Below are 19,017 nucleotides of genomic sequence, written 5' to 3'. Positions count from 1 at the left end.
CTGCTAGCCCCTGGGCAAGGGGCTGGCCTTGCGGTGGAAGTACACCAGTTCCGCCATGCGCCGCATCTGCGGCGTACCCAGCAGGCGGTTGAACATCCAATCGCTCTGGAAATGATCGAAAGCCCAGCGCAACGCGCGCTTGAGCCGGAAGCGCGGATAGCTGCGCACGAACCAGCTCGCCGGGTCTTCCACCTCGCCGCGGACGAACCGCGCAATCGCCTCGCCGGCGCGCTCGCCATGCTGGAGCGCCGTATGAATGCCGCCGGCCGTGACCGGCGACACCATGCCGGCCGCATCGCCCACCAGCAGAGCGCGTTCGCGTGCAACCACGGGCAGCACGCCGCCGCACGGAATCATTCCCGCGCGAATCGCCACGGGCGGCGCATCGCCGGGCGAGACGACCGAGGCAATCTTTCGCAGCAGCGGGTCGACCCGAAGCGCCGGTGCAGCCTGCGTGTCCATGCGGCGTGCAAGTCCGATCTGGCTCACGCCGACGCCGTCGAGCGCCCATCCGATGTAGCCCGGCGCCAGTTGGCGGTCGACGAAGCAATGGAGAAAATCGGGCGCCATGCGCGCGCCCCGATATTCATGCTCGATGCCGTAGAGAAAGCGCGTGTTGCGCGATAGCCCTAGGGCCTTGGCAACGCGCGAATGCGGGCCGTCTGCACCCACGATGTAGCGGGCCGAAATGCAGGTGCCGCGGCAAGGGCCGTGGGTCAGCGGAATCTCCCAGCGGTCATTCATCCACAGCGCCTGTTCGAACAGCGTGCCAAGCTGCACGTCAACCCCGCTGGCACGGGCTGAATCGACCATCCAGTCGAGCAGGGCGGGCGCGTCGGTGGCCCAGAACCAATAGCCCGGCGCATGCAGGTCCACGTGGCGCATGTCGGGCGAATAGAGCCGCACGCCGTCGATGCGGCGCACCAGGGCGGGCGGCACTTCCGCGAGCCAGGGCACCGTGTCGACCGCGTCCTTGACGATGATCCCGGTGGTATGGAGCTTGGCGCCGGCGCTGGACTTCTTCTCCAGCACCATCACGCGGAGGCCGGCCAATGCAGCGGCGCGGGCGCAGGCCAGCCCTGCGAAGCTCGCTCCGACCACGAGTAGGTCGACCACGGTGTTCGAACTGCGCTCCCCTGCCGATGGCGGGGCAGGGCAGGCGGAGAAAAAGGGAGGGGTGTCGAAGCGAGAAAAGGAACTTGAAGCGAACATGGGCGAGCTGACTTTGGCGTTGTGCACCGCGACTTGCGGTGCGCACGCGAAAGTTAGCTACGCCATGTGCGCGCGGCGTGAAGCCTGTGTGAACTCGAAGCGCGGCGGCTTCAGGACGGGTCTTTGCTGCGCGTGCGCGCCACCGCGCTGAAGATGCCGATGCCCAGGATGATGAGCGCGCCGATGCCGATGTAGAGCGTGGGCACGCCTGCCACCGAAGCGCCCCAGGCGACGCCGGCCAGGAAAATCAGAAAACCGATCATGTAGAGCGCAAAGGACATGCTTGTTCCCCCGGAAGCTTTGGATGCCTTGCAGTATCCCGGGCGATGCCGTGGCCAGCAGAGGCCGTCGTCCCCAGTCGCTGTGGGAACTTGCCTACTACTGCTCGTGCGCCTTCATGCCGGGGAGGCGACCAGCAGGTAGCGGCATCCGGTGCGGCCGAGCGCCTTGAAGACCAGCGGCCGATCGACGCCGAAATCCAGGCAATCACCAGTCGCCAGTTCGAACCGCTCGTCGCCGTAGTCCACCCGCAGCGCTCCTTCGAGCAACCACAGGCATTGCCGATACGGCTTGCCGCTCCACCGCGGATAGCCGACCTGCGCCGAGCGCGGCAGTTCGATCTCGACCATCTCGACGCCGCTGGCGGCATCGCGCTCCGCGACCTGGCGCCGCAGGTAGCCGGCCTCGGGATCGCGCCACACGTCCTGTTCGGCCCGGCTGCGCAGCCGCTGGGGCGCGCCCTTGTCCTCGGTCAGCAGTTGCGCGAGCGGCACGCCCAGGCCGGCGGCCAGCCGTCCCAGCAACACGGCCGTGGGGCTGCTTTCCGCGCGCTCGACTTTCGAGATCATTGCCTTGCTGACACCCGAAAGCTCGGCCAGCTCCGCGAGGCTCAACGACTTGGCCTGGCGCAGCGCCAGCAGCCGGCTTGCGATGAGCGAGTCGATCCCGGAAGGCTCGACGGATGGAGATGAATTGTTTCCCATATAAGACTATTATTCTCCTATATTGGACGATCTGTTCACAACTTAATCCGTCGCTTGTCGAAAGGAACACCCATGCGCCTGGTCCCCTGCACCGAGGAAGCCCACGCGGGCGCCATCCTCGCCATCCTCAATGAAGCCATCGCCAACTCGACCGCGCTGTACGACTACAAACCCCGCACGCCCGAGAGCATGGCCGCGTGGTTCGCCACCAAGCGCGCCAACGGGTTTCCCGTGATCGGCGCGGAAGACGACGATGGCAAGCTGCTGGGTTTTGCAAGCTACGGCACCTTCCGCGCCTTTCCCGCCTACAAGTACACGGTGGAGCATTCGGTGTATGTCGAGGCCGGCCACCGCGGCGCGGGCCTGGGCCGCACGCTCATGGAGGCGATCATTGCGGAGGCGGTTGCGCGCGACGTGCACGTGATGGTCGGCGCGATCGACGCCGCGAATGCCGGCAGCATCGGGCTTCACGAGCGGCTGGGCTTCGAGCATGCCGGCACCGTGCGGCAGGCGGGATTCAAGTTCGGACGCTGGCTCGACGTGGCGTTCTACCAGCGGATTCTCTCGACGCCGGTGAATCCGGTCGACGGTTAGGCGGCAGACTCAGGCCGGGTCTTCGGCGCTGGCCCGGTCCAGCATCTGGATGGTGCCCGCATCGAGCTTCAGCTGGGTGGCAACCACCAGTTCCTCCAACTGCGCGATGGAGGTGGCGCTGGCGATCGGTGCCGTGACCGAAGGCCGCGCGATCTGCCATGCGATGGCCACCTGGCCCGGCTTTGCGTTGTACTGCTGCGCCACCTTGTCGAGCGCTTCGAGAATGCGCAGGCCGCGTGGGTTCAGGTACTTCTTGGTGGTGTTGGCGCCGCGTGCGCTCTTGGAGGCGTCGGCTTCGGTGCGGTACTTGCCGGTGAGAAATCCGGCGGCCAGCGCGTAGAAGTTGATCACGCCCACTTCGCGCTTCAGGCACAGCGGCTCCAGCGCATCTTCGAACACCGCGCGGTCGTAGAGGTTGTACAGCGGCTGCAGGCTTTCGTAGCGCGCAATGCCGAGCCGCTCCGACACGTCGAGCGCCTCGGCCAGCCGGGGTGCGCTGTAGTTCGAGGCGCCGATGGCGCGCACCTTGCCGGCTTTGACGAGGTCGTCGAAGGCGCCCAGTGTGTCTTCGAGCGGCGTGGCGGCATCGTCGTCGTGCGACTGATACAGGTCGATGAAATCGGTCTGCAGGCGTTTGAGCGAAGCTTCCACCGCTTCGCGGATGTAGGCCGGCGAGAGGCCGGACTTGCCTTCGCCCATCGGTTTGCCGACCTTGGTGGCCAGCACCACGCGGTTGCGCTTGCCGCCTTGCTTGAGCCACTTGCCGATGATGGTTTCGGACTCGCCGCCGGTGTGGCCGGGAACCCAGCTCGAATAGACGTCGGCCGTGTCGACGAAGTTGAATCCGGCATCGAGCCAGGCATCGAGCAAGCGGAACGAAGTGGCTTCGTCCACCGTCCAGCCGAACACGTTGCCGCCGAAGGCGAGCGGTGAAACCAGGAGGCCGGAGCGGCCGAGCGAGCGGAGTTGCGACATGTAGTTGTTTCCTGAAAAGAGAACGAGGATCAGACGAAGCCCATGGCGCCGAGCAGCGCACCCGCGCCCAGCAGCCAGAGCAGGTGGACGCGCGTGCGCCAGACGATAAGCGCGGCCACCGCGCTCAGCAGCCACAGATGCCATGCGGGCGCGTCGCCGGCATGGTTACCCGCCGCCAGCACCCAGCCGGTGGCGATGAGCAGGCCGACCACCACCGGCGCCATTCCCTGCTTGAAGGCGCGCACGCCGCGCCGCTCGCGATTGCGGTGTCCCCAGCGCGTGGCAAGGTAGGTGAGGGTGGTGCTGGGCAGCATGATGCCGACCATGGTGACCAGGAGCCCGAAGAGGCCGAGCAGCCAGGCACCCGGCCCGGCGCCAATGCCGCCGCCGGCGTTGAGCCCGACGTTCCAGCCCATCAGCGCCACGAAGAGCACGTTCGGGCCCGGCGCAGCCTGGGCGATGGCGACCGACGAACTGAACTGCGCGTCGGTCAGCCAGCCATGCTGTGCGACCAGGTAGCGGTGCATGTCGGGAACGGTGGTGATGGCGCCGCTGATCGACAGCAGCGACAGCAGCGTGTATTGGCCGAAGAGCGCGAGCCAGTCGTGCCACTGCATGGCGATGGTGATATGGCTCATGGGCTAATCCTCCGCCAGGTCCACGCGCAAGCCACGCCCCCCACGGCCAGCAGCACCCAGCCGAGCGGCATCTTGAAGATTGCGATGGCGCCGAACACCAGCGCGACGAACGCCAGGCAGGTGGCAAAGCCCAGCGGGTGCTTGCGCAGTTGCGGAATCAGCTTGATGCCGGTCGCGGCAATCAGCCCACCCGACACCGCGCCCATGCCGCGCAGCGCCGCCGCCACCTGCGGATTGGCGGCGTAATGGGCGTAGAGCACGGCCAGCACCAGGATGACGACGAGCGGTATCGCGAGCATGCCCGCCACCGCGGCAATGGCGCCGCGCAGGCCGAAGTAGCGGTCGCCGATCATCAAGGCCAGGTTGATCACGTTCGGACCCGGCATCACCTGGGCCACGGCCCAGTCTTCGAGAAACTGCTCGGGCGTGAGCCAGCGCTTTTTCTCGACCATCTCGCGCTGGACGATGGCCAGCACGCCACCGAATCCTTGCAGCGCAAGCCAGGTGAATGAAACAAAAAGGTCGCGTGGCGACGTCGGTTGCGGAGGTACGGTCGGCGCTGCCGCGCCTGGAGGGGACGGATGCATGTGGGTGCGATTATCGTAGCCATGCCTGCAACGTGCCGGGCATCGGGCTGACATGCCCCTGCATCACTCGACGAGAAACTCCATGGCCATGCAAATTCGCGCGCTCTTCGATCTCTGCAAGGAGGCCGTTGCTTCGTGGTCGAACGACTACGCGCCCAGCATGGGCGCCGCGCTGGCCTACTACACGGTGTTCTCGATTGCGCCGCTCCTGCTGATCGTCATCGCCGTGGCCGGACTGGTGTTCGGGCAAGAGGCGGCGCGAGGTGAGATCTTCCTGCAGCTTTCGGGCCTCATGGGAGAGCAGGGCGCGGCCGCGGTGCAGGGCATGCTGCAGGCGGTCAACAAACCGGCCGAAGGCATCGTGGCCACGGTGGTCGGCATCGGCCTGCTGGTGATTGGCGCAACCACGGTTTTCGGCGAGCTGCAGGATGCGCTCGACCGCATCTGGCGCGCACCGGCGCGCGCAAGGAACAAGGGCCTGTTCACACTGCTGCGCGTGCGGCTGCTGTCGTTCGGCATGATCATGGGCATCGGCTTCCTGCTCATGGTGTCGCTGGTGGCAAGCGCGGCACTGGCGGCGCTCGGCAAATGGTGGTCGCCGGTGTTCGGTGCCTGGGCCACCCTGGCGCAGGCGGTGAACTTCGTCTTCAGCTTTGCCATGGTGACGGTGATCTTCGCGATGATCTACAAGATCATGCCGCGTGCCAAGGTGCAGTGGCGCGACGTGTGGGTGGGCGCCGCCGTCACGGCGCTGCTCTTCACGATCGGCAAGCACCTCATCGGCCTGTACATCGGCAAGAGCAGCGTGGCCTCGGGCTATGGCGCCGCGGGCTCGCTGGTGGTGGTGCTGGTGTGGGTGTACTACTCGGCGCAGATCTTTCTCTTGGGCGCCGAGTTCACCTGGGTGTATGCCAAAACCTACGGCTCGCTCAAGCATGCCAAGGATGCCCCCGAAACGGCCAACCCTTCGCCGACGCGCGCCGCTCCGCTGCCCCGAAAGGGCTAGCCCGCGAAGCCGCCTTCGTCGAGGAAGCGCTGTTCCTCCGCACTGCTGGTGCGCCCGAGCAGCTCGTTGCGATGCGGAAAACGGCCGAAGCGCGCAATGATGTCGCGGTGCAATATCGCGAAGCGCTGGGTGCTGGCATCGAGCGCCGCGTTCAGCTCGACGGAACGCTCCTGGTCCGCCAGCGATTCGGAATGCATGAAGGGCAGGTAGAAGAAGCGCCGGAGCTCTTCGTCGATCCGGAGGTCGAGGCCGGCCTCGATCGCTTCACGGGCAACCGCCAGGGCTATCGCGTCGGTCGCGAACGCGCGCGCTTGGCCGCGAAAGGTATTGCGCGGAAACTGGTCGAGCAGCACCAGCAGGGCCAGCGCGCCTTCGGGCTCCTTCGCCCAGTGGCTGAGTTCGCCTCGGGCTGCCGCCTCGTGCACGGCGAGAAAACGCGTGCCGAACTCGGCATCGAAAGCATCGTTCTTGGCAAACCAGCGTTCGGGTCCGGCATCGCGCCAGAAACTGGCGACGTCGCGGGCGGTGGGAAGGTCGGGAGAGGTCATCACCGCATTCTCTTTCAGCCCGCAAAGTCGCGGTGGTGGCCGACAACGCCCTGCGCCCAGCCTGCCTATGCTGGAGCGGTTTTCATAACCCAGGAGATAAAACTCATGAACCGATATGGCACCTTTTTGCGCGCAACCCTTATTGCGGGCCTGGCCACTGCCGCGCTTGCCGGCTGCGGGATGATGTCCAAGTCGAACACCGCGAGCTTCAGCGGCGCAATGAACGCCGCCAGCGAAGTGCCGCCCAACATGACGCGCGGCAGCGGCATGGCAGAGGCCTGGCTCAACAAGGACACCAATGTCCTGAAGTACAAGATCACCTACACCGGCCTCAGCGGCCCCGCCACTGCGGGTCACTTCCACGGCCCCGCCGCTGCGGGCGCCAATGCCGGCGTGGCGCTGCCGTTTGCCAATCCGGCCAGCCCGATCGAAGGCCAGGCCACACTCACACCGGCGCAGGCGGCCGACCTGATGTCCGGCAAGTGGTACGCCAACATCCACACCGCCGCCAACCCCGCGGGTGAAATCCGGGGACAGATGCTGCCCAAGATGTAAGGCGCCCTGGTCAGCTTGCGGCCGCGGGGCTGGTGTCAAATGACACCATATGACGACGAAGCCCCAGAAGCCCCGGACTGCAAGCAAGAAGACCTCCAGCAATTTCGAGGCGCGCCGCGATGACATGCGCGCCGCGCGCAAGGCCCTCGTGCTGCAGGGAGGAGGCGCTCTCGGCGCCTACCAGGCCGGCGTGTATGCCGCGCTCAGCGAAACCGAACTGCAGCCGCACTGGATTGCCGGCGTGTCGATCGGCGCGATCAACGCGGCGCTGATCGCGGGCAATGCACCCGAAAAGCGGGTCGACCGGCTGCGAGAGTTCTGGCACCTGGTGTCCTCCGGGCCGGCGCAGCGCCTGCCGGCCTGGCTGGGCGATCGCGCCACGCAGAACCAGTGGAGCGCCTTCATGGCGTCGCTGGTGGGCATTCCCGGCTTCTTCGAACCGCGTTACTCGCCTTCGCTGCTGCTGGGTGCCGCGGCACCGCTTTTGAGCTACTACGAAACCGCGCCGCTCAAGCTCACGCTCGAGCGCCTGATCGACTTCGACCGCATCAACGCGTGCGAGGCGCGCTTCAGCGTGGGCGCGGTCGACGTGCGCACCGGCAACTCGGTGTACTTCGACAACACCAGGCAGCGTATCGGGCCGGAGCACATCATGGCCAGCGGCGCGCTGCCGCCGGGCTTTGCGCCCGTCACCATCGACGGCGACGACTATTGGGACGGCGGCATCGTCTCGAACACGCCGCTGCAATACGTGCTCGACATCCACCCGCGCTCCGAACCACTGGTCGTGCTGCAGGTCGATCTCTTCAATGCGCGCGGCGAGATGCCGCGCACGCTGGCGGGCGTGCAGGAGCGGCAGAAGGACATCACCTATTCGAGCCGCACCCGCATGAACACCGATGCGCTGGCCGCCAACCTGAACCTTCAGCAAGCGATTGCGGACCTGATCTCCAAGCTGCCCGCGCACCTGCGCAACGACCCCTCGGTGCTCGCGGTACAGGCCGAGCTCACGCACCACCCCATCGACATCTTTCACCTGATCTACCGCGACAAGCCCTACGAGCTCGAATCGAAGGACTACGAGTTCTCGCGCGCCGCGGTCGAAGAGCACTGGGAAGCGGGCGCGCGCGACATGCGCCGGACGCTGGCGCATCCCGAAACCCTGCGCAGCGATGCCACCGTGAACGGCGTGACCACCTTCGACCTCGGCGAGCCGGGGCTGGGGCGCGTCAAGCGTCCCGGGCTGTTGCGCTGAACGCCGGCTCAACGGCAGCCTTGCTCGCCCGGTTCTTGCAATCGCGCTTTTTTCCTTTCCCTTTCTTTCCAATTCTCAAAGGACATTCACCATGCAACTCAAGGACAAGGTCGCGTTCATCACCGGTTCGGCCAGCGGCATCGGCAAGGAAATTGCCATTCTGTTTGCGCGCGAGGGTGCCAAGGTCGTCATTGCCGACCTCAACAAGCAAGCCGCTGATGCCACCGCGGCCGAACTGCAGGCCACGGGTGCGCAGGCGATGGGCGTGGCCGTCGACGTGACCAGCGAAGACCAGGTCAACGCCTCGGTCGAAGAGGCTGCCAAGGCCTTCGGCGGCATCGACATCCTGATCAGCAATGCTGGCGTGCAGATCGTTCATCCGGTCGAGGAGTTCAGCTTTGCCGACTGGAAGAAGATGCTGGCCATTCACCTGGATGGGGCCTTTCTCACCACCAAGGCCTGCCTCAAGCACATGTATGCGCAGGGCCGCGGCGGCAGCGTGATCTACATGGGATCGGTGCACTCGAAAGAGGCTTCGCTACTGAAGGCGCCGTACGTCACGGCCAAGCACGGCCTCATCGGCCTGTCGAAGACGGTTGCCAAGGAAGGTGCGAAGCATGGCGTGCGCGCCAACGTGATCTGCCCGGGCTTCGTGCGCACGCCGCTTGTCGAGAAGCAGATTCCCGAGCAGGCGAAGACACTCGGCATCACCGAGGAGCAAGTCATCAAGAACGTGATGCTCAAGGAGACGGTCGATGGCGAATTCACCACCACCGACGACGTGGCGCGCGTGGCGCTGCTGTTCGCGGCCTTCCCGACCAATGCCCTGACCGGCCAGTCGCTGGTGGTGAGCCACGGCTGGTTCATGCAGTAGCGAAATAGCGCCCGCTGCATGCGGGACACGATGGTTCACCCTAATGTCTCTGGCAAGCGAACTGTGAGAAAAACCTTTCTTGCCTTTCAATCGTCATACCAATGACTTTCGCCAGGAGACAAAGACCATGCGTGTTCCTTCAGCCCGCTTCTTTTCACGGCGCTCTTTCGTGGCCCATGCCGCAGGTGTCGCGGCAGGGCTCGCAATGTTTGCGGCGGCGGCTCCCGCGGCAGCCCAGGCGTATCCGAGCCGGCCCGTCACGCTGATCGTTCCGTGGGGTGCGGGCGGCGGCACCGATGCCACGGCCCGCATCATCGCGAGCCTGCTCGAAAAGGAACTCGGCCAGCCATTCACGGTCGTCAACCGCACCGGCGGCAATGGCGTGGTCGGCCACGCGGCCATTGCCGCCGCACCGCCGGACGGCTACACCGTCGGCATGGCGACGGTCGAGATTGGCATGATGCATTGGCAGGGCCTCACACCGCTGAACAGCACCTGGTACACGCCGATCGGCCTTGCCAACCTCGATCCGGCGGGCATCCAGGTCCGCGCCGACGCACCCTACAAGACGGTCGCCGAGCTGATGGCGGCCATCAAGGCAAGCCCCGGCAAATTGAAGGCTTCCGGCACGGGGCAGGGCGGCATCTGGCACCTGGCCATCGCGGGCCTTCTGCGCGACCAGAAGATCGATCCCGCGGCAGTGCCATGGGTGCCCAGCAATGGCGCGGCACCCGGCCTGCAGGACGTGGTGGCGGGTGGCGTCGACATCGCGCCCGTCTCGCTGCCCGAGGCGCGCTCGCTGATCGATGCCGGCAAGATCAAGAGCCTTGCTGTCATGAGCGACAAGCCTTCGGCGCTGTACCCCAACGTGCCCACGCTCAAGGCAGCCATCGGCAGCGACTGGTCGATGGCGGCATGGCGCGGCATCGTCGCGCCGAAGGGCCTGCCCGCCGACGTGCGCGACAAGCTGGCGGCCGCGCTCAAGAAGGTGGTGGCCAGCAAGGAGTACACCGACTTCATGGCGTCGCGCGGCTTTGGCGTGATCTACGCGGGACCTGATGATTTTGCGACGTACATGGCGAAGTCCGATGCCGAACTCGGCGCCACGATGAAGGCCGTGGGTATCGTCAAGTGAGTGCCGCGGAAGGCGTGGGCGGAGGTGCCGGAGGCACAGCGCCATGAAGTTCAACGACGCGGTCTTCGGATTCATTCTGCTGGCGCTCGGCGCTCTCGTGCTGGCCGTAGTGCGAGGCTATCCCGGCATGCCCGGCCAACAGGTGGGGCCAGCGCTGTTTCCGGGACTGATTGCGGTGGGGCTGTGCGTGAGCGGCGCCATGCTTCTGGTCAAGGGTTGGCGGCAGCGGCACGCCGTGGCCTGGGTGCGGCTCGGCGACTGGGCCGCATCGCCGCGCCATATGCTGGCTGCCGCACTGGTCATCGGCGCGGTACTGTTTTACGTGTTCGCCTCCGAGTGGCTCGGGTTCCTGCCCACCGCGGCCATCTCGCTCCTGGCACTGATGCTTGCGATGCGCGTGCCGCCGGGCCGCGCGGTGCTCATATCCTTGATTGCCACGCTGCTCATCCATGCAGCGTTCTACAAGCTGTTGCGCGTGCCGCTTCCCTGGGGCCTTCTGACGCCCATTGCCTGGTAACCGGAAAGCATCACCCATGTCGGCAGCACTCTTGCAGGCTTTCTCGATGGTCTTCGAGCCCTACACCATCCTCGTGATGGTGCTGGCTTCGCTCTATGGCCTGTTCGTTGGCGCGGTACCGGGCTTGTCGGCCACCATGGCGGTGGCACTGCTGGTGCCGGTCACATTCTTCATGCCGCCGATTCCCGCTATCGCGGCCATGGTCACGTCCACCGCCATGGCCATCTTCTCCGGTGACATCCCGGGTTGCCTGTTGCGCATTCCGGGCACCCCCGCATCCGCGGCCTACACCGACGAGGCGTTTGCCATGACGCGAAAGGGCATGGCGGAGACTGCGCTGGGCGCGGGCCTGGTGTTCTCGGCAGTGGGCGGGCTTTTTGGCACCGTGGTGCTGATCGTGGCAGCGCCGGTGCTTGCCGACTTTGCGCTCAACTTCAGTTCCTTCGAGTACTTCTGGCTCGTGCTCCTGGGTCTGACCTGCGCGGTGTTCATCACCTCCGACCGGCCGCTCAAGGGCCTCGTCACGCTGCTGCTCGGCTTGCTTGTGGCCTGTGTGGGGCTGGGCAATCCGGCGGGCTTTCCGCGCTTCACGTTCGGCAATGCCGAAATGACCGGCGGCATCGGCATGATCCCGATGATGATCGGCATGTTCGCCATCTCGGAGGTGATCCGCTTCGCCGTCGACACGCTGCCGCCCGGGGAGATCGTGGTCGAGAAAGTGGGCCGGGTGCTGGCGGGCCAATGGGCGCTGGCCAAGAAGTATCCGGTGCAGATATTGCGCGGCAGCGTGCTGGGCACGGCGGTGGGCGCGCTGCCTGGCGCCGGCGCCGACATTGCGGCCTGGATGTCTTACGCCATGAGCAAGAAATTCTCGAAAGAGCCCGAGAAGTTCGGCACGGGCCATGTCGAGGGCATCGTCGAATCAGGCTCGGCCAATAACAGCGCGCTGGCCGGCGCGTGGATTCCGGCGCTGGTGTTCGGCATTCCGGGCGACTCGATCACGGCCATCGTGATTGGCGTGCTCTACATGAAGAACCTGAATCCGGGGCCGACGCTGTTCACCACGAACCCGCAGAACATCTACGCGGTGTTCATGCTGTTCATCATTGCCAACATCATCATGATTCCACTCGGCATCCTGTGCATCAAGGTGTCCAAGCGCATCCTGCGGGTGCCGCGCAACGTGCTGATGCCGCTCATCCTGCTGTTCTGCGTGGTGGGTGCGTTCGCCATCAACAACTCGCTGTTCGACGTGGGTGTGATGCTGGTGGCCGGCATCGTGGCCTACCTGCTCGAGGAGAACGACTTTCCGATCGCTCCCGCCATCCTCGGCGTGGTGCTCGGCGGCATGCTGGAGGAAAACTTCATCACCTCCATGATCAAGTCGGACGGCAACCTGGCTGGCTTCGTGTCGCGGCCGATTGCCGCGGGTTTGGCCGTCGTGGTCCTGCTGGTGTGGTTCGCCCCCTTGCTCAAGAAGCTGTGGCAGAGGGGACGGCGCGCGGCCTCTACCGCAGCTTGAGTGACCAGGTCTCCCCCACGAGTTGCTGGCCGAAGCCTTCGTAGGGCTCGGCCTTGTCGAGCTTGAAGCCACGCTTGGCGTAGATGGCGCGCGCGGCCTCGAGGCAGCTGTTGGTCCAGAGCACCATCTTTCGGTAGCCCTTCGCGCGCGCGAAGGCAATGCACTCGTCGGTCAGGCGCGCACCCAGCCCCAGGCCGCGCGCCGCGGGCGCGAGCAGCAGCAGCCGCAGCTGCGCCGTGGTGGCCGATTTGCGCACCACGAAGATCGCGCCCACGCGTTCGCCGTCGAGCTCGGCGATCCAGCATTTCTCCCACGCCGGCTGAAACTTGCGAACGAACTCGGCCACGATTTCGGCGACCAGGGCTTCGAATTCGCTGTTCCAGCCGTATTCGCGCGCATACAGCTCGCCATGCTGCTGCACCACCCACCCCATGTCGCCCGGAACCGGATCGCGCAGTACGACCGTGCGAGTGCGTGCCGCCGGTGCGGAGGCCGGATCGAGCAGGCGTTCGATGCGCATCATGGCATCGACCACCTGCTGACGGTCGTGCGAGGGCAATGGGGAGAGCAGGGCGGCGGCCTCGTCGCGCGATTTTTGTTGCAGCGGTGCAAATGCGGCGTGGCCGGCTTCTGTAAGGCGCAGCACGCTTTGTCGCGCGTCGCGGGCGTGGGGCTCGCGCGTGAGCCAGCCCTCGGCCTCGAAGCGGCGCAGGATGCGACTCATGTAACCGGCATCGAGCTTCAGGTCGCGGCCGATCTCGCTGGCCACGGGCATTTCCCTGTGGGCCAGCTCGTACAGCACCCGAACGTCGGTCAAAGACATGTCGCTTCCGAGATAGGGGTCGAGCACGCCGATCCGGCTCGTGTAGAAGCGGTTGAACTTCCGGATCGCCTTGACTGCGGCGGCGTCGGGAGCGGGTAGAGTGTTCGACATGGTTGCCATTGTCATGTTGATGATTGACTTTGGCAATCAAATAAAGGCCTTGCCGCCACCGAGCCAACCAGGCCGAGCGCGACAGGAATGCTGGAAAACCCTAAAATTGAGGGTTGCCCACAACAGCGTCGCCACAGCGCTGTCCACTCCACTGATGAACGCCCCCGTCGACGTCTCCTTTTTTGCGCGTGCCGCCAAGCCGCTGACCAGCTACCGCAAGTACTGGGCGGCCCGTTTCGGCACGGCCAAATTCCTGCCAACCACACGCAAGGAAATGGACGCGCTCGGCTGGGACAGCTGCGACATCATCGTGGTGACCGGCGACGCCTACGTCGACCATCCCAGCTTCGGCATGGCCGTGATCGGCCGCATGCTCGAGGCGCAGGGCTTTCGCGTGGGCATCATCGCCCAGCCCGACTGGCAGAGCGCCGAGCCCTTCAAGGCGCTTGGCAAACCGAACCTGTTCTTCGGCGTGACCGCCGGCAACATGGATTCGATGATCAACCGCTACACGGCGGACCGGAAGATCCGCAGCGACGATGCCTATACGCCCGGCGACGTCGGCGGTGCGCGGCCCGACCGCGCGGCCATCGTCTATTCGCAGCGCTGCAAGGAAGCCTGGAACGACGTGCCGATCATCCTCGGCGGCATCGAGGGCTCGCTGCGCCGTATTGCGCATTACGACTACTGGTCGGATAAGGTCCGCCGCTCGATCGTGGTCGACGCGAAGTGCGACCTGCTGCTCTACGGCAACGCCGAGCGCGCCATCGTCGAGATCGCGCACCGCCTGGCCGCCAAGGAGCCGGTGCAGCAGATCACCGACGTGCGCGGCACCGCCTTCGTGCGCCGCGACACACCCGAAGAGTGGTTCGAGATCAACTCCACCAGCGTGGACGAGCCCGGCCGGGTCGAGGCCCATGTCAACCCGTACCTGATGGTGTCGGAGCAGGCCAAGGCCAACGGCGCTACCTGTGCGAAGGAAGACGAGGCCCAGGCCGTGGCACAGGCCGCCGAAGCCGGCGCCGCGGTGAACCCCGTGAACCCGGCGATCAAGCCGCTCACCTTCGTGCCGAACCCCGCGCTCCAGCAGCGCGCGAAGATCAAAGTGCCTCCGCGCGACCGCAGCGTGATTCGCCTGCCGTCGTACGAGCAGGTGCGCGCCGACCCGGTGCTCTACGCCCACGCCAACCGCGTGCTTCACCTGGAGACCAACCCCGGCAACGCCCGCGCGCTGGTGCAGGCGCACGGCGAGGGCACCACGGCGCGCGACGTGTGGATCAACCCGCCGCCCATTCCGCTCACCACGGCCGAGATGGACTACGTGTTCGACCTGCCGTATGCACGCAGCCCGCATCCGCGCTATGCCGACGAGAACGGCAGCCACGACGGCGCGACCAAGATCCCCGCGTGGGAAATGATCCGCTTCAGCGTGAACATCATGCGCGGCTGCTTCGGCGGCTGCACCTTCTGCTCCATCACCGAGCATGAAGGCCGCATCATCCAGAGCCGCTCGGAAGAATCGATCATCAAGGAGGTCGAGGCCATCCGCGACAGCGTGAGCGGCTTCACCGGCACCATCTCCGACCTGGGCGGCCCCACGGCCAACATGTACCGGCTCGGCTGCAAGAGCCCTGAGATCGAGGCCGCCTGCCGCAAGCCCAGCTGCGTGTACCCCGGCATCTGCCAGAACCTGGGCACCAACCACGATCCGCTCATCAAGATCTACCGCCGCGCGCGTGCGCTGCGGGGCATCAAGAAGATCCTGATCGGCTCGGGTCTGCGCTACGACCTGGCCGTGCAGTCGCCGGAATACGTGAAGGAGCTGGTGCAGCACCACGTTGGCGGCTACCTGAAGATCGCGCCCGAGCACACCGAGCAGGGCCCGCTCACCAAGATGATGAAGCCCGGCATCGGCAGCTACGACAAGTTCAAGCAGATGTTCGAGAAGTTCTCGGCCGAGGCGGGCAAGAAGCAGTACCTCATTCCGTACTTCATTGCCGCGCATCCGGGCACCAGCGACGAGGACATGATGAACCTCGCGATCTGGCTCAAGAAGAATGGTTTTCGCGCCGACCAGGTGCAAACCTTCTACCCGAGTCCGATGGCCACCGCCACGACGATGTACCACACCAACAAGAACCCGCTGCGCAAGATCACGCGCGACAGCGAGACGGTGGACATCGTGCGCGGCGACAAGCGCCGCCGGCTGCACAAGGCGTTCCTGCGCTACCACGACGCCAACAACTGGCCGTTGCTGCGCGAGGCGCTCAAGGCGATGGGCCGCGCCGACCTGATCGGCAACGGCAAGCACCATCTCATTCCGACCTGGCAGCCGCTGACCGACGGCGGCTACACGAGCGCGCGGCGCAAGAACTCGACCACTGCGCCGGTTGCCGTCAAGGCATCGGCTCCGGTCAGGCTGGCGCCGGTGAAGCCTTCCAAGGGCCGCATCCTTACGCAGCACACCGGCCTGCCGCCGCGGGACAACGGCAGCAAGCCGATCGGCAAGCCTTCGCGCAAGGTGCGCTGAGCGGGCGCGCGGTGGGCAGGCGCTAGGTCGCGTACTGCATCTCGCCGTTCCCGAACGACCAGTTCTCCTTCATCACCTCGACGAAGTTGATGAAGACGTCCTCGCGCCGGATGCCCAGCTTCTGGTGCAGGTCGTCGACCAAGCGCTTGTAGAACGCCTTTTTCATCTCGATGGTGCGACCCTGGTTCAACGTGATCTGAATCAACAAGAACCCCGGTGAATATTCGACCCCGAGATAGCTCTTCGGATGGACCAGGTCTTGTGCGGCATGCCGCGTGATGACCTGGAACTTGTCGTCCTTCGGCACATTGATGGTCTCGGTCATTACCTGGTAGATCACGTCGCCGATGGCGGGACCGAGCGTTTCCGGCGAAGCATCCGACAGTTCGATTCGAACGAATGGCATAGAGGTTCCTTGTGGACAGGAGAGGAGCCTAACGCCAGAGCGCCGGCCAAGCACCCGCCAGCCAGAAAACCCAGGCCAGCACTGCGGCGCAGTGAACGGCGACCGTGACGCGATACACGGTCAGGAAACTCCGCTTGCTCGACTTGTGGCGCAAGAGTCTTTGCGCGGCCCAGGCTCCTGGCCAGCCGCCTGTCAGCGCGAACAGGTGCAGGGTGTTCTCCTTCGTGCGCCAGCGGCCCGTCTGGGCCGCGTTCTTGTCGAGCGCATAGGCGCAGAAGGTCAGCAAGCTCAACGCTGGAACGACACCGAGCGCCAGCGCTGGCAGGCGGCCGGACCAGACGGCTGCGCCAAGCAACGCACCGTAGGCCAGGATGAAAAGAACGCCCCACGAAGCAGGTGATTCGGGCGCACTCGCGCGACGCGTCGGTGCGAGAGTTGCGCGAGGTGCAGGACGGCGGTTGCTGCTGATCGGCGCACGGTTCGGTGGCGGCGCCCGCCAGGCACCGGCCGACGCTGCCTGCACGGCCACGGCGCGTGGTCCCTTGCCTCCGACGTGGATCTCTTCGAAGCTCAGCTCCATGCCGACCTGCGGCTTCAGCTGCCGGTCGCTGAAGTCGCGCAGGTGCACGAACACGTCGGCCGACACGTCCGGACTGCGGATGAACCCGAAGCCGCGCTCGGTCTCCCAGCGTACGAGTCGGCCTTGGCGCTTCATGGTCGGTGGCGAGCAGGGGTGAGGCACATGCGTCCGATTCTCCCTTGTCACAGACGTGCCCGGCTTCCATGCGGCGCGCACGAATGGCAAAACGAGGCGGCTGAGCGGCGCCGGCGACCACTCGTTGTATGGTGTGGCCCCATGAGCAGTCCGATTTTTCCGCCGGCATCATGGTTGCGCACCTTGGCGGGGGCTGTTCTGTTCGCGGCTTCGGCCCATGTTGCGGCGTTGCCATCCGAGCCAGGGGGCAACTCCGCTTCTGCTTCCGCCGCCGCCGACGCGTTGCGCGCCACGCATCAGCGCATGAGCGGCAAGCTCGCGCGCAGCAGTTTCGGGCGGCCGATCCAACTCGATTCGCAAGAGACGCCGACCGGGCTGCAGGGCGACATCCATGCGGTAGTGGACCATCCGCTGCCTGCGATTAGTGCCGCACTCAAGCAGTCGTCCCAATGGTGCGAACTGCTCACGCTGCACATCAACAATCGCCGCTGCCGCGCGGACAGCGCGCCGCAGGGCCAAGACATGCTGACGCTGTTCGTCGTGCGGCGCTACGACAAGCCGGTGGAGCAGGCTTTCGAGTTGCCTTTCGTCTATCGCGTGGCCAGTGCAACGCCGGAGTACCTGTCGGTCGAGATGAACGCGGCCAGCGGACCGCTGGGCACCAGCAACTACCGCGTCACGCTCGAAGCGGTGGCGCTCGACGATCGAAGGAGCTTCCTTCATTTCAGCTACAGCTACGACCACAACATGATGGTCCGGATGGCCACGCAGGCCTACCTTGCCACCTTCGGCCGCGACAAGGTGGGCTTCACCGTGGAAGGCAAAGGCGCGGACGGCCAGCCCGAATACATCCGCGGCCTGCGCGGGCTGGTGGAGCGCAATGCCATGCGCTACTTTCTCACTCTGGATGCCTATCTCTCGTCCGGGGCCGGCGCACCCGCCGAGCGGCGCGAGCGTGCCTGGTTCGCAGCCGCCGAGCAGTATCCGCGGCAGCTGCACGAGGTCGATCTGGACACCTATCTGGCGCTCAAGCGAGAGGACCGACAGCGCGACGGCACGAAGCGTTGAGACTCAGTCGGCCAGGGTGAGCAACGGCACATCGCGTTCGCGCGCCATGGCGTCGAGTTCGGCGCGCGTGCGGGTGCGAAACCACGCGGCAATGCCCTCCCGCGTGGCCGTGGCGAACATGTCGGGCGGCGCCACGCCGGCGGCTTCGCAGAGGCGGGCCGCAAAGTGTGGCTCCAGTGCCGCAACAGCCACGCGTCCGTCGGCGCAGGGGTAGACGCGGTAGCCCGCGTGCGCCCCGCCCACCGCGCCTTCGGGCTGGGTGAGGCCCCAGGTGCGCGGCAGCGCCAGCCAGTCGGCCGAGGCATTGAGCGCCACTTCAAGGTAGATGCCTTTCGCGCCCGCAGTCGAACGTGCGTGCACGGTGGCTTGCAGCACCGCTTCGGCGGCGAGCAGCGCGCCGCCCATGTCCGCGTACAGCGTTGGAGGCAGCTCGGTACCGGTGACGAGTCCGCTTTCGGCGACATAGGTCAGGTCGTGCCCCGGCTCTTCGGCGCGCGCACCGGGTGCGCCGACGATCGCGACTTGGCACAGCGAGGGATGACGCGACTGGAGCGAGGCCCAGTCCAGCTTCAGCTTGCCGAGGGCGGAAGGCCGGAAGGAGGTCAGGAGCACGTCGGTCCGGGCGAGTTCGGCCTGCAGTTGTGCCTGCCCGGCGTCGGTCTTCAGGTCGGCGGTCTGAACGGCAATGCCGTCGTGCATGGCGGCATACGCGACCTTGTTGTAGAGCGCCATCGGGTCGCCGCCCGGCGGCTCGAGCTTCACGCAGGTGGCGCCCATTCCGCGGCAACGCAACAGGGCGGCGGGGCCGGGCAGGTTGAGCGCCAGGCTCAAGATGCGGACACCCGCGAGCGGCTGAAAAGAGGAGGCGGCGGGACTTGGCATGGGCATAGTTCCAGAGTGCAGGGCTACAGCCATTTTCACTTGACGGGGGAGCCAGATTTCGCAAGCCATGTCACCCGCTGC

At 65.9% G+C, this 19,017-nt stretch carries 21 protein-coding genes; 10 read left to right on the top strand and 11 right to left on the bottom strand.

From position 1 onward, the window contains the following. Positions 1-3: 3 nt before the first annotated feature. From BLR24_RS00180 to BLR24_RS00175, 3 genes are all read right to left on the bottom strand, one after another. On the bottom strand, positions 4-1,116 hold the full coding sequence (locus BLR24_RS00180; protein ID WP_254787108.1) for an NAD(P)/FAD-dependent oxidoreductase: 1,113 nt from the start codon (positions 1,114-1,116) through the stop codon (positions 4-6). 206 nt (positions 1,117-1,322) lie between these two features. Beyond that, positions 1,323-1,493 carry a hypothetical protein gene (locus BLR24_RS30560; protein ID WP_021006995.1) on the bottom strand — a complete coding sequence of 57 codons (171 nt, stop codon included), beginning with the start codon at positions 1,491-1,493 and terminating at the stop codon, positions 1,323-1,325. A gap of 114 nt (positions 1,494-1,607) precedes the next feature. Next, positions 1,608-2,195 (bottom strand): helix-turn-helix domain-containing protein, encoded by a 588-nt coding sequence (locus tag BLR24_RS00175; RefSeq protein ID WP_093010943.1) that lies wholly within the window; start codon positions 2,193-2,195, stop codon positions 1,608-1,610. Between the two features lie 72 nt (positions 2,196-2,267). Here BLR24_RS00175 and BLR24_RS00170 point away from each other — a divergent pair, with 72 nt between their 5' ends. Next, positions 2,268-2,789 carry a GNAT family N-acetyltransferase gene (locus BLR24_RS00170; RefSeq protein WP_093010940.1) on the top strand — a complete coding sequence of 174 codons (522 nt, stop codon included), beginning with the start codon at positions 2,268-2,270 and terminating at the stop codon, positions 2,787-2,789. 9 nt (positions 2,790-2,798) lie between these two features. Here the strand turns inward: BLR24_RS00170 and BLR24_RS00165 are convergent, their stop codons facing one another. From BLR24_RS00165 to BLR24_RS00155, 3 genes are read right to left on the bottom strand one after another with little or no spacing between them, the layout of a single operon-like run. Beyond that, entirely contained in the window at positions 2,799-3,764 is a 966-nt protein-coding gene (locus BLR24_RS00165) for an aldo/keto reductase (RefSeq protein WP_093010937.1), read from the bottom strand. 29 nt (positions 3,765-3,793) lie between these two features. After that, the gene (locus BLR24_RS00160) at positions 3,794-4,402 is read right to left on the bottom strand and encodes a chromate transporter (protein WP_175543127.1); all 609 of its coding nucleotides are present in this window, start codon (positions 4,400-4,402) and stop codon (positions 3,794-3,796) included. Then, the gene (locus BLR24_RS00155) at positions 4,399-4,989 is read right to left on the bottom strand and encodes a chromate transporter (protein ID WP_093010934.1); all 591 of its coding nucleotides are present in this window, start codon (positions 4,987-4,989) and stop codon (positions 4,399-4,401) included. Before BLR24_RS00155 ends, BLR24_RS00160 begins: the two co-directional genes overlap by 4 nt. 82 nt (positions 4,990-5,071) lie before the next feature. Here BLR24_RS00155 and BLR24_RS00150 point away from each other — a divergent pair, with 82 nt between their 5' ends. Next, complete coding sequence (locus tag BLR24_RS00150; RefSeq protein WP_175543126.1) at positions 5,072-5,995, top strand: YihY/virulence factor BrkB family protein; 924 nt, start codon at positions 5,072-5,074, stop codon at positions 5,993-5,995. Here the strand turns inward: BLR24_RS00150 and BLR24_RS00145 are convergent. Beyond that, a complete protein-coding gene (locus tag BLR24_RS00145; RefSeq protein ID WP_093010931.1) occupies positions 5,992-6,543 on the bottom strand; it encodes a DUF924 family protein in 552 nt (183 codons plus the stop codon). The genes BLR24_RS00150 and BLR24_RS00145 overlap by 4 nt on opposite strands. Positions 6,544-6,648: 105 nt before the next feature. On the opposite strand from BLR24_RS00145, the gene BLR24_RS00140 reads away from it, so the two are divergent. The 6 genes from BLR24_RS00140 to BLR24_RS00115 all read left to right on the top strand — a co-directional run bounded on the left by BLR24_RS00140 (position 6,649) and on the right by BLR24_RS00115 (position 12,401). Then, positions 6,649-7,098, top strand: a complete 450-nt coding sequence (locus tag BLR24_RS00140; RefSeq protein ID WP_093010928.1) for a CHRD domain-containing protein — start codon at positions 6,649-6,651, stop codon at positions 7,096-7,098. A 49-nt stretch (positions 7,099-7,147) separates the two neighbouring features. Beyond that, entirely contained in the window at positions 7,148-8,353 is a 1,206-nt protein-coding gene (locus BLR24_RS00135) for a patatin-like phospholipase family protein (RefSeq protein ID WP_093010925.1), read from the top strand. A gap of 91 nt (positions 8,354-8,444) precedes the next feature. Beyond that, on the top strand, positions 8,445-9,227 hold the full coding sequence (locus BLR24_RS00130) for a 3-hydroxybutyrate dehydrogenase (RefSeq protein WP_093010922.1): 783 nt from the start codon (positions 8,445-8,447) through the stop codon (positions 9,225-9,227). Between the two features lie 127 nt (positions 9,228-9,354). Beyond that, positions 9,355-10,362 carry a tripartite tricarboxylate transporter substrate binding protein gene (locus BLR24_RS00125; protein WP_093010919.1) on the top strand — a complete coding sequence of 336 codons (1,008 nt, stop codon included), beginning with the start codon at positions 9,355-9,357 and terminating at the stop codon, positions 10,360-10,362. 43 nt (positions 10,363-10,405) lie between these two features. After that, the gene (locus tag BLR24_RS00120; protein WP_093010916.1) at positions 10,406-10,879 is read left to right on the top strand and encodes a tripartite tricarboxylate transporter TctB family protein; all 474 of its coding nucleotides are present in this window, start codon (positions 10,406-10,408) and stop codon (positions 10,877-10,879) included. Positions 10,880-10,895: 16 nt separating this feature from the next. Beyond that, positions 10,896-12,401 (top strand): tripartite tricarboxylate transporter permease, encoded by a 1,506-nt coding sequence (locus BLR24_RS00115; protein ID WP_093010913.1) that lies wholly within the window; start codon positions 10,896-10,898, stop codon positions 12,399-12,401. Here the strand turns inward: BLR24_RS00115 and BLR24_RS00110 are convergent. Then, a complete protein-coding gene (locus tag BLR24_RS00110) occupies positions 12,388-13,350 on the bottom strand; it encodes a bifunctional helix-turn-helix transcriptional regulator/GNAT family N-acetyltransferase (RefSeq protein ID WP_093010910.1) in 963 nt (320 codons plus the stop codon). The genes BLR24_RS00115 and BLR24_RS00110 overlap by 14 nt on opposite strands. A 139-nt stretch (positions 13,351-13,489) precedes the next feature. Here BLR24_RS00110 and BLR24_RS00105 point away from each other — a divergent pair, with 139 nt between their 5' ends. Further along, positions 13,490-15,865 (top strand): YgiQ family radical SAM protein, encoded by a 2,376-nt coding sequence (locus BLR24_RS00105; RefSeq protein WP_093010907.1) that lies wholly within the window; start codon positions 13,490-13,492, stop codon positions 15,863-15,865. Positions 15,866-15,887: 22 nt separating this feature from the next. On the opposite strand, the gene BLR24_RS00100 is transcribed toward BLR24_RS00105, so the two are convergent. Both BLR24_RS00100 and BLR24_RS00095 read right to left on the bottom strand, forming a co-directional pair. After that, positions 15,888-16,271, bottom strand: coding sequence for a tautomerase family protein (locus BLR24_RS00100; protein ID WP_093010904.1), 384 nt, complete (start codon positions 16,269-16,271; stop codon positions 15,888-15,890). Positions 16,272-16,299: 28 nt separating this feature from the next. Beyond that, entirely contained in the window at positions 16,300-16,986 is a 687-nt protein-coding gene (locus BLR24_RS00095; RefSeq protein ID WP_093010901.1) for a DUF1294 domain-containing protein, read from the bottom strand. 141 nt (positions 16,987-17,127) lie between these two features. Here BLR24_RS00095 and BLR24_RS00090 point away from each other — a divergent pair, with 141 nt between their 5' ends. Continuing rightward, positions 17,128-18,054, top strand: a complete 927-nt coding sequence (locus tag BLR24_RS00090) for a hypothetical protein (protein WP_093010898.1) — start codon at positions 17,128-17,130, stop codon at positions 18,052-18,054. A 3-nt stretch (positions 18,055-18,057) separates the two neighbouring features. On the opposite strand, the gene BLR24_RS00085 is transcribed toward BLR24_RS00090, so the two are convergent. Continuing rightward, a complete protein-coding gene (locus BLR24_RS00085) occupies positions 18,058-18,936 on the bottom strand; it encodes a CoA transferase (protein ID WP_093010895.1) in 879 nt (292 codons plus the stop codon). Positions 18,937-19,017 lie beyond the last annotated feature (81 nt).

It is taken from the genome of Variovorax sp. OV700, assembly GCF_900099805.1.
In the GTDB taxonomy this organism is placed as follows: Bacteria; Pseudomonadota; Gammaproteobacteria; order Burkholderiales; family Burkholderiaceae_C; genus Variovorax.
Note: the sequence above shows the minus strand (reverse complement) of the source record. Positions and strands in the feature narration are given on the sequence as shown.